This window comes from Flavonifractor sp. An306 (genome assembly GCF_002159455.1).
GTDB lineage: Bacteria > Bacillota > Clostridia > Oscillospirales > Oscillospiraceae > Flavonifractor.
In genome coordinates this window covers 22,274-31,693 of the sequence record NZ_NFIQ01000045.1, presented here as the reverse complement: position 1 = coordinate 31,693, position 9,420 = coordinate 22,274, and the positions used below count along the sequence as shown (strand labels likewise).

The following is a 9,420-nucleotide window of genomic DNA, read 5'->3' as shown; positions in this document are numbered from 1 at the left end:
CTGCCGTTTCTGCCAATCCGCGCACAGCACTGTGTTCATTCTGTTGGTAATCAACAGTTTGAACACGCTTTTTTCTACACTCCAGGCCAGGTGTTTTCGGACAGTCTGCTCGACTTGCGCAGCGCCTTTCGGTATGCTGTGTTTGCAATATGGCGCAGAAAGGAGCATGCGTTATGAAACAAAAGCCTATTACAAAGTGCCAGTATTGTGGTTCAGAAGATATCGGTGAGGGCTGGCAGCACGGTGAGGGTCTCGTCACCTTTCAGTACCACGGACTTCGCGGAAACAGGCTGAAATACCTGATTTGCCGGAATTGCGGAGCCGTGCTCTATCAGTGCGTGGCAGAACCTCACCGTTTTCCACAGACAAAATAGAGTGCGATATTATATTACCGAAACAAGAAAAAAGACAAGGAAACTCATGTAAAAGATCTAATCGTGGCATGGGTAGTATCGCAGTTTTGCGAGCGGCAAAAGGATTAGAGAGACAAAAAGTTTTAGATAGGTTCATAAACTTAAAAAATTGAAAAATGAGGATATCTTGCAGACTCTAAAATATTGATTGTAATTAAAAAGCTGTAGTGAAACTTCTAATAGATGCTTCTCAATATTCGGCTTTCGGTTTAATGCACCACAATCCATCACCAGCTGCCTGGATTGCTAAAAATAGATCCTCTGCTCGTACTGTTTTATAACCTGCATCTTTAGGACCCGGATCAAGGAGCGTGACTTCGCGTCCTCCCTTTACCACTTCGGTAATTATAGAAACGTGCTGGAAAGTATCCTCTCTACTACTGTATAAGTAGGTGTAGTTAAATCCACAGACTACGGTGATGCCTTTAGCAAGCAATTCTTCAAGTTTATCTATCATAAAAAAGTCATCTATAAAATGAGAAATAGGTATATATTCTTCAATCAAAGGTATATGATTTTTAGAAAAAAAGTTGTTAAGAGTATTTGTCTTAATCTGAGCGCCCCATTTCTTGTGGTCAATACACTCTTGATCAGAAACAATTATCAACTGCTTTGCAATATCATATTGTGTTATGTCCATAAATCCAAAATGCTTAAGTACCATTTCCAGGGTTGCAGGAACACACCAATTTTGTTCCGCTATCACGTTATTAATTACATATTTTTTCATATTGACTTTGAATCTCTTGGCTAAGTTTATCGTGAGGGTCAACCCATGTTGGTGGTTTTATGGTTTTACCCTCAGAGTTATAATGAGGTTTTCCATCTGGCCAAAGTTTGGACATATTTGCATCTTGGACAATTTTAAATAGATTATCTGGTTTTATTCCCATTTCAACAAGGGTTCCTAAAGCAAAATATATTACGTCAATCATAGCATCGGCTTGTTCAACAATCTCGTCTGCCTTAAGGAATTCATTAATTTCTTCTAGCATCCAATCATATCTTTTTCTAGCTCGATCAGGATCCATATAAACTGGATATTTAGCAACAGGATGGCCAAATTTTTCTTGAAATTCCTTTACCATTAGCCATTCTTTATCCATCTTATTCCTCCTCTTTGGGTGAGTAGTAAAACAACTCTTTTTCCTTCATCATAGAAATAATTTTATCAATTTGCGAAGCATCATCTCGATAATAAATATCAGGCTCTCGGTGTTCTGCGGTTGCCTTCTTATTTAACTCATATATGCTTTTCTTTATATCCTCATTAAGATCAAAAAACCTATATAAAGTACAAGCGTGATCTGAAAACTTTTGATCGATATCAGTTTTTCCACTATCAACTCTAAAAAGTACAAATGCGGCATTGGGTGCTTCTAGATGAAAATCTTTGCACCGAGATGCAATTTCAGATAATTCTTCAATTGCGTGAATCAACTGAGAACCACCTGATGTATTACAATCTAAAATGATGCATTTCTGGGAGTGAACTTTTTTCGCCCGCTCTTTTACACCCCAGGAGCCTTCATAATTAATATTAAAGTCACGAGTGGGATCCTCTGTAATAGATACTATCCTTGACTTATCCTCTTTAGATTTAATCATAATAAATTCAGAAGAATAATGTTGAGCAAAATCGATAGCAAAGAGAGGATTTCCGCCCTTAGGTGTAGCAACAATATCAGGTTTGCGGCCATCGGTATTTACAGATGCATACAGGTATGACATTATTGCAACTAGCTTTTTCTTATCGGCATTGTTGTGAGATATTTCCATAGTATTAATATAGTATCTGCTTGCAGTTAAACCAGACCCACCATATTGAATGTGAGTGTCAAAATAAACAATATACTTGGCCAGAAGCGCTATCAAATGCTGGGCTGCATTTTGAGGTGTTATGCCGTTTGTATTCAATGTTTTATCGGAAGAAGATTTTAAATCTTTTTTTATCTCTTCACTCTGTTGGTGAGTAAAGCCAAGTTCTTTTAATCCTTCAGTTATAAGCTGCCGATCATAATTACCATATATAATTTTACCTAAAATTTTGGTTTGACGAGGCACCCAACCTAGCATTGCAAGAATTGCACGAACTGTATCGAGCGCTAAAAGTGCTAGAGCAACATTAGTAAAGAAATCTGCAAGACTCATTTGCCAATTCCGCCTTTTACTAAATACTCAAATAATAAATTGTCTGACTCAAATAAAGAAATACTCCGGGAGAAACAATATTCCTTTATTTGCTCCATTTGCTCGCGCGGTTCCAAGTAATCCCATAATGGCTTGTTCGGTAGCCATGAGACACGCCTCTTAATAGTATCATATTGACTCATAATATACGATCTATAAAAATCTGTATCTTTATTAACGTACAGGCCTCCAATAACGACATATTTCGTTAATTCAGAGTACTTCTCTACGATTGAACAATATTCTTCTCCCGAAATAAATGGCATGACAGGCTTTAAAGTAAGAGAAACTGTTATACCGTTTTCTTTAAATTTACTTGCAATCTCGTATCTTTTCTCATAACTCATTGTATTTGGTTCAATTTCGTTGATCATAGAAACGGTACTTATAGATGACGCATATTTGACCATTCCGCAACCCGTAGATAGAAGCCATTCGTTTAGAGAAAATAAACTTTTTAGTGATTCCTTGGATGGTTCTATCTTGCTTGAAATGCTTACATAGATATATTTGAATTTTTCCGAATATCGCTTTATAGTCTCGTTCATGCCACTTTGCATGAAATAATCTCCGTCACAACACGGATATATTAATATGCTTTTTGAGCCTAACTCGATATCTTCGTTGAAAGCACTTTTTTGATAGTTGCTCCAGGTCGAAAAGCAGTATTTACATCCCGCGCTACACGGAAGTTGAGCCGGACATAATTTCCGCATGAAATCTCCCCCTATATAGTTTAACTCACAAAAAGCTTACCAGAAGTGAAGTATAACTAGTAAATATCTATGTGTAATTTTTAATTATATCAATATATCAGAAGTATATCAAGAAAATAAATTACCTGGAACTTAATAAATGGCAATGACCATACCGGTGCTATTGTTTGTTTTCTGTATAATAAACTTATGAACAGTTCCTCTAGTATGAATTTTAAAATATAAAAGGGGTGCTTTATTTTCTTGGTAATTTATAATGCCAATGTCCGCCCATATGGACTTTTATGAGCTTTTCATCCAAAACTAAACCAGCCAAGGCTCGATTTGCTGTTGCAGCTGATATTCCACACAACTCCCGCACATCAGCGTTCATGATATAGTCGTGGGTCTTCAGGAACTCCTGGATTTTGTTCCAACGGAAGGTTGCCTTGTCCATCTTTCCATCGCTCATTTCGTCGCTCGTTCTGATCGCGTCTATGAGCGATGCCTTGATAGCTGAAAGCATAAACTCAATAAATACCGTAGATTCTCCCGCATTGTTAGAAGTGTTGATGGCGGCATAGTATTCCTGTTGGCGGTCGTGGATGATGGACTCCACCGGGAGCCAAGCAAAGGCTGGATTCCATTTAGAGAGCAAAAGCGTATGCCACAGGCGGCCTACACGCCCGTTCCCATCTGCAAAGGGATGAATCAGTTCCAGTTCATAGTGGAACACACAACTGCGGATGAGCATGTGCACCTCGCTGTTTTTTACCCACTCCAATAATTCCATTACCAGACCAGGTATATATTGGGGCAATGTTCCAAAATGCAGGACGTGCCCTTCACTGTCTACCACGCCAACGGGTCGGGTGCGGAACATGCCGGACTCTTCTACTAAACCCCGCGTCATAATACCGTGGGCAGTCAACAGGTCGTCCACTGAATAGGGATCCAGATCCTCTAACCGATCGTAAATCTCAAAGGCGTTCTTGACCTCGGCAATGTCCTTTGGTGGTGCGAGAACGTGTTTGCCATTGAGTACCGCAGTTACTTGTTCCAGAGAAAGCGTATTTTGCTCGATGGCCAGGGAACCATGGATGGTTCGGATGCGATTGGCACGGCGGAGCGTAGGACTTGTGGAAAGGGGAGAGGAGGCAGTCATACGGCCCACCAGCTCGGAAATCTCCGCTACGTAGTCGATGATTTGATTTGTAATTTCAAAAGGTGGTTTTCTATTTTTCATGCAAAGCCTCACAACTGTAGATGTTTAACTCTATTATACCACGCATCACTCATTTCATCAATCAAATGAAGAGATGATCCACTACTATATGAAATAAATGCTTATAAGATTACGCGCCGTTTTGCTGGCCTTACTGGCCAACAGAACGGCGTTTGTGTTTCATCGAAAGTTAGAAGAATCATCAGACCAAGGAGGTTAGAAAGATGAACAAAGAACTGTACTTTAAAGAACTGGGAATTGCCCTGGGCCGCTCTGGTTTCACCTCGATGCCCGAGCGAGACGGTTCCCTCCCTGTGGAGTATGAAAGCCGGCCGTTGTGTCGGGTTGATGCAGGCGGCAGTGTTTTCTACAACCAGGATGATGTGAATACTTTGGAGCGAGAGTCAGCCTGCAGAAGGGTCACATATTCAGCCGCTATTGTCCTGGAATACATGACACTGTTGGCGCAAGCGCCCGTTCTCCATGCGGCTGGGTTGAACGAGCCATATAGGGTGCTGGCCGAGTTCAACGGTACGGTATTGGCTGGATGGCAGACAGGGCACGGGGCTAAATTCGTCACCTGGGACTGGGATTTTAACCACGCCGGTCTCAACCAAGGCCACTACTATGAAGGGAACTATTCTGAGGCAAAGGGAGACTTTGCGGTTCGGTCAGGGCTTGTTCCCCGCGAGCAGCAATTTACGCCAGAGCAGCTTAGTCCCGGTGATTACCAGGGATATCTGTACTGCTATGATAAGCAGCAGCAGGAGCTGGCCCATCAGGTAAAGCTGGTAGGCCGGGTGACCTATGCAGATGGTACCAAGCAGGAGTTTACAGACCCACAGCAGTATCTCCGAACCATCAGAGAGGAACTGCCGTAGTGTTCTGTATCAAGGGCTTGGAAAATGCGGCTCAGAACCTGAGAGACACCCTGCTGTTCAGTGTGCTGGCCTATATGTCTGACCAGCTGCTCACCGCCGGCAACACGGTGGCCGCCATTGATGAGCTGTACCTGTGGCTCACGAATCCGGTGGCAGTCACCTACATCCGCAACTGTCTCAAGCGGGTGCGCAAAAAGGAGTCCAGCATGATTCTGGCCAGTCAGAACCTGGAGGACTTTGACCAGCCGGGCATCCGGGAGCTGACCCGCCCCCTCTTCGCCATCCCCACCCACCAGTTCATCTTCTATGCCGGCTCCTCCGACAAGCGGTTCTATATGGAGAACCTCCAGCTGGAGGAAAACGAGTACGAGCTGGTGCGGCAGCCCCAGAAGGGCGTCTGCCTCTACAAGTGCGGCAGCGACCGGCACCTGCTGGCGGTGCATGCGCCGCCTCATAAAGAGAAACTCTTTGGATCGGCGGGTGGTCGCTGATGACAGCTCCCATTGCGGCTATCGCCAAGGTCGCTGCCGCAGTTCTGTCCGATGAGAGAGGACGCAAAACAGTCGGGTGGGTTTTGGTGGCGATTCTGGCTCCCGTCATTTTGCTTGTCGCTGCCTTCTGCTCCATCCTGGGCGGCTCGGCGGATCACAACAACAGCGTGCTCCAGCTGTGCTTCTCCGGCGGTGCTCTGCCAGCCAATATGCCGGCGGAGTATCGCGTCTATGTGGAAGACATGCAGCACAGCTTTGCGCTTCTGGACGGATACATGGAGACGGTCAACAATATGACCGAGGGTGAAACCGGCCTTGACTCCATACGGGTCAAGGCCATCTTTTATGCTCTGTACTTCGGCGACGAGGTACCCAGCAGCCGGGCCCATCAACAATTCGTGGATTGCTTTGTGACCTATGAGGAGCGCACCCGGACTGTGACCACCACAGACAAGGAGGGCAATGAGGTGGAAACCGAGGAGAGCTATACCGTGGCCATCCCCATCACAGACCTGGAAACCGTGTGGGCAAACATCCAGGCGGCCATCGGGCTCATCGTTACGGAGGAGCACTGCGGCAATGCCGACAGCATTTACAACCTGGTGCGCTACGGCTCCTCCACCGGAACAGAGGACTGGATCCCAGGAGCGGAGGTGCCCTTCATCGGGGCGGATGGGTTCTGCTCTCCTATCGGCTCCGGCTGGGAGAGCCGTGTCACTTCCGAGTTCGGTTACCGCAAGGATCCCTTCAGCGGCGAGACCAGGGGCCACACTGGAATTGACATTGCCGTTCCCACCGGCACGCCTGTCCGTGCGGCTCTGCCCGGCGTGGTCACCACCGCTACCTACAACGCCGGCGGCTACGGCTACTATGTGATGATCGACCACGGCAACGGCATGGTGACCCTGTATGCCCACTGCTCCAAACTGGTGGCCAGGGTGGGCAGCACCGTGCAGGCCGGCGACATTGTGTCCCTGTCCGGCTCTACCGGACGCTCCACCGGGCCCCATCTGCACTTCGAGGTGCGCATCAACGGTCAGCGCGTCAATCCGAGAGCCTATTTACCCGGAAACTGAAAGAGACATTCTACACGAAAGAAGTGGTACGCTTTATGGAAAAGATTGAATTAAAGGTAGCTATAGAGCAGGAGCGTCTGGATGCGCTCCAGTATTTTTTATCCGCCAAGGAAAAGAGCACACCGGAGAAGGAACTGCAGCGTGCATTGGATCAGCTCTATGAAAAATGTGTTCCGGCAGAGATGCGGGAGTATTTGGACAGCAAGCGCAAACCAGTGGCTTCCCGTCCAAGGCCCCGGCGGCCTCCCCGATCCGGCGCAGCAGAAACGCAGCAGCACGCAGACATAGAGGTGCCGGATGAATAGTAACGTGTCAGTGGAGCTGTGGCTCCATCCAGATAAGCTGTCGGCACTGCAAGCTGCCCTGGAACGGGAGCACTCCACCCTGCGGGATCACCTACAAAGCAGTTTGGAGGAACTCTACCGCATCTGGGTTCCCCATGAGCAGAGAGCAGAATTAAGAGAAAAGCTGCGGGAAGAATTTCTGCAGCAGGAATTTCCGCCTGGTTCAAATTTCTGTTGGGCTGCCTATCGGATCATGGAAGGCGGTGAGCTCTGCTGCTGTAAAACCCGGCAGGCGGACGAGCTCCTGGATGCGGCCAGACGGCTGATGCAATACTTGGGCTGTCCGGAGGAGGTGCGGCCCCAGCGGTTTGCAGATACCATTCCACAGAGACTGGAGATTACACCGGATGACTTTGACCAGTTCGATCTGCTGCGCACAGAGAACACGGGCCAGATCTCCGGGGTGTTTGACATCCAGCTGGATCAGGGACTGTTCTCCGCTGTCAACATCCATAGCGGTTGGCACAGCTACCGCGTGGGCGATGTATACGGGGCGGCCTGCTATGGGACACACCGTGGCCGCTCACTTCCGCGCAGACCCCATCAATCGCCGCGAGCTGCGGGCCTATGCGGTGGACGAGGTACTGCGCACCAACGGTCAGATCAGCTTCGATGACGCCCTGGATCTCCAGCGGCAAATTTACTCTGACGAATGAGCCGCGTCCGTTTCATGTCCCCCTACCTGAAGGGCGGACAAAATGCAGCCAAGCTGTCCAACCGTGTCCGTTACATCGCAGCCCGTCCAGGCGTAGAGGTGCTGCCCGATGAGCAGAGAGATCTCCCGGCGACCAAAAAGCAGGAAGCCTATATCCAGCGCATCCTCCGGGACTTCCCCGGTGCGGAGAAGCTGCTGGAGTATGAAGAGTATCGGAAGGAGCCGACCAGAGGCCATGCAGATCACTTCATCCAGCAAGCCTGTGAGGACTTTGTGGAGCCCATGAGCCGGGTGGAAAACTACCTGGACTACGTGGCTCACCGCCCTGGTGTGCAGACAGAGGGTGAACACGGACTGTGGAATGGTGACGGCAAGGTATGCAATCTCTCCCGGGCGGTCCAGGAGGTGGCGGGACACACCGGCAATGTGTGGACGCCGGTGGTGGCGATCCGCCGGGAGGACGCGGAGCGGCTGGGCTACGATACGGCTGAGAGCTGGCGCGCCCTGGTGTGCGCCTGTCTCCCGGAGATCGCCAGGGGCTATAAGATCCCGCTGGATCACCTGCGCTGGTACGCAGCCTTCCACCGGAAGGAGCACAGCGCCCACATCCATCTGGTGCTCTTCTCCACTAATCCCAAAGAGGGCTACCTGACCAAGCAGGGCATCGAACAGGTCAAGTCAGCTTTCGGCCGGCGCATTTTTGAGCAGGACCTGCTCCACGTCTACGAGCAGAAGACGGAGTACCGGAATACCCTTGGCCGGGATGCGGAGCAGGCCATGGCAGAACTGACCGCGGCCTTGAAACACGGTCACTGTGAAAACAAGGTTCTGGAGCGGTTGGTCACGGAGCTGGCCGACCGGCTCCAGCACACCAGCGGCAAAAAGGTGTATGGCTATCTGCCGCCTAAGACCAAGGCGGTGGTGGATGCCATCGTGGACGAGCTGGCAAAGGATGAACGGGTTACCGCCGCCTATGACCTGTGGAACCAGATGCGGGAGGAGGTGTGCCGCACCTACACGGAGCATCTGCCCCAGCGGGTACCGCTGTCCCGGCAGAAAGAGTTCAAATCCGTGCGCAATATGGTCATCCGGGAGGTACTCCAGTTAGGCTGGGATGAACCTCCTCAACGTAATGTGTCACAGCAGAGCAACTTGCCATCCCAGGCACCCAACCAGACGGAGCAGCAAAGAGAGCAGAGTGCGTCTGCTTCCACCCCGCATACGTCAGAGCGGCAGCTCCTGACGCGGCTCCAGGTGGCCGGATGTGTGCTCAACCTGTTTCACAACATGGGGCGTATCTTCCGGGAGCAGTCCGCGGACGATGCTGTACAGCACGGTCTGCACATAGACAGGAAACGCCGCCGGATGCTCCAGGAAAAGCGTATGGCTCTGGGCCACAAGGCAGACGACCACGAAAACATACAGATGAAGTAATCTACCGAGGTGATTC

10 protein-coding genes and 1 pseudogene are annotated in these 9,420 nt (G+C 48.8%); 6 read left to right on the top strand and 5 right to left on the bottom strand.

Translation table 11 applies throughout. The annotated features are described in order from the left end of the window. Positions 1-603: 603 nt before the first annotated feature. From B5F88_RS12085 to B5F88_RS12070, 5 genes are all read right to left on the bottom strand, one after another. Complete coding sequence (locus B5F88_RS12085) at positions 604-1,143, bottom strand: C39 family peptidase (protein WP_087346369.1); 540 nt, start codon at positions 1,141-1,143, stop codon at positions 604-606. Continuing rightward, the gene (locus B5F88_RS12080; protein WP_087346366.1) at positions 1,124-1,519 is read right to left on the bottom strand and encodes an HAD family hydrolase; all 396 of its coding nucleotides are present in this window, start codon (positions 1,517-1,519) and stop codon (positions 1,124-1,126) included. Before B5F88_RS12080 ends, B5F88_RS12085 begins: the two co-directional genes overlap by 20 nt. Before the next feature lies 1 nt (position 1,520). Next, positions 1,521-2,564 carry a hypothetical protein gene (locus B5F88_RS12075; protein WP_087346363.1) on the bottom strand — a complete coding sequence of 348 codons (1,044 nt, stop codon included), beginning with the start codon at positions 2,562-2,564 and terminating at the stop codon, positions 1,521-1,523. Beyond that, on the bottom strand, positions 2,561-3,319 hold the full coding sequence (locus B5F88_RS20245) for a hypothetical protein (protein ID WP_140402108.1): 759 nt from the start codon (positions 3,317-3,319) through the stop codon (positions 2,561-2,563). Before B5F88_RS20245 ends, B5F88_RS12075 begins: the two co-directional genes overlap by 4 nt. Positions 3,320-3,554: 235 nt before the next feature. Then, the gene (locus B5F88_RS12070; RefSeq protein WP_087346360.1) at positions 3,555-4,544 is read right to left on the bottom strand and encodes a Fic family protein; all 990 of its coding nucleotides are present in this window, start codon (positions 4,542-4,544) and stop codon (positions 3,555-3,557) included. A 203-nt stretch (positions 4,545-4,747) separates the two neighbouring features. On the opposite strand from B5F88_RS12070, the gene B5F88_RS12065 reads away from it, so the two are divergent. From B5F88_RS12065 to mobP3, 6 genes and pseudogenes are all read left to right on the top strand, one after another. After that, positions 4,748-5,404, top strand: coding sequence for a hypothetical protein (locus B5F88_RS12065; RefSeq protein WP_087346357.1), 657 nt, complete (start codon positions 4,748-4,750; stop codon positions 5,402-5,404). Then, a pseudogene (locus tag B5F88_RS12060) lies at positions 5,401-5,895 on the top strand (type VI secretion protein); the annotation flags it as partial. The gene B5F88_RS12065 and the pseudogene B5F88_RS12060, both read left to right, overlap by 4 nt. Continuing rightward, on the top strand, positions 5,895-6,971 hold the full coding sequence (locus tag B5F88_RS12055; protein WP_087346355.1) for a M23 family metallopeptidase: 1,077 nt from the start codon (positions 5,895-5,897) through the stop codon (positions 6,969-6,971). The pseudogene B5F88_RS12060 and the gene B5F88_RS12055, both read left to right, overlap by 1 nt. Before the next feature lie 35 nt (positions 6,972-7,006). Further along, positions 7,007-7,276, top strand: a complete 270-nt coding sequence (locus B5F88_RS12050) for a DUF6103 family protein (RefSeq protein WP_087346352.1) — start codon at positions 7,007-7,009, stop codon at positions 7,274-7,276. After that, positions 7,269-7,931 (top strand): hypothetical protein, encoded by a 663-nt coding sequence (locus tag B5F88_RS20240; protein ID WP_140402107.1) that lies wholly within the window; start codon positions 7,269-7,271, stop codon positions 7,929-7,931. The genes B5F88_RS12050 and B5F88_RS20240 overlap by 8 nt, the downstream gene beginning before the upstream one ends. Before the next feature lie 54 nt (positions 7,932-7,985). Further along, positions 7,986-9,404, top strand: a complete 1,419-nt coding sequence (mobP3, locus tag B5F88_RS12040; protein WP_242959775.1) for a MobP3 family relaxase — start codon at positions 7,986-7,988, stop codon at positions 9,402-9,404. The last annotated feature ends 16 nt before the right edge of the window (positions 9,405-9,420 follow it).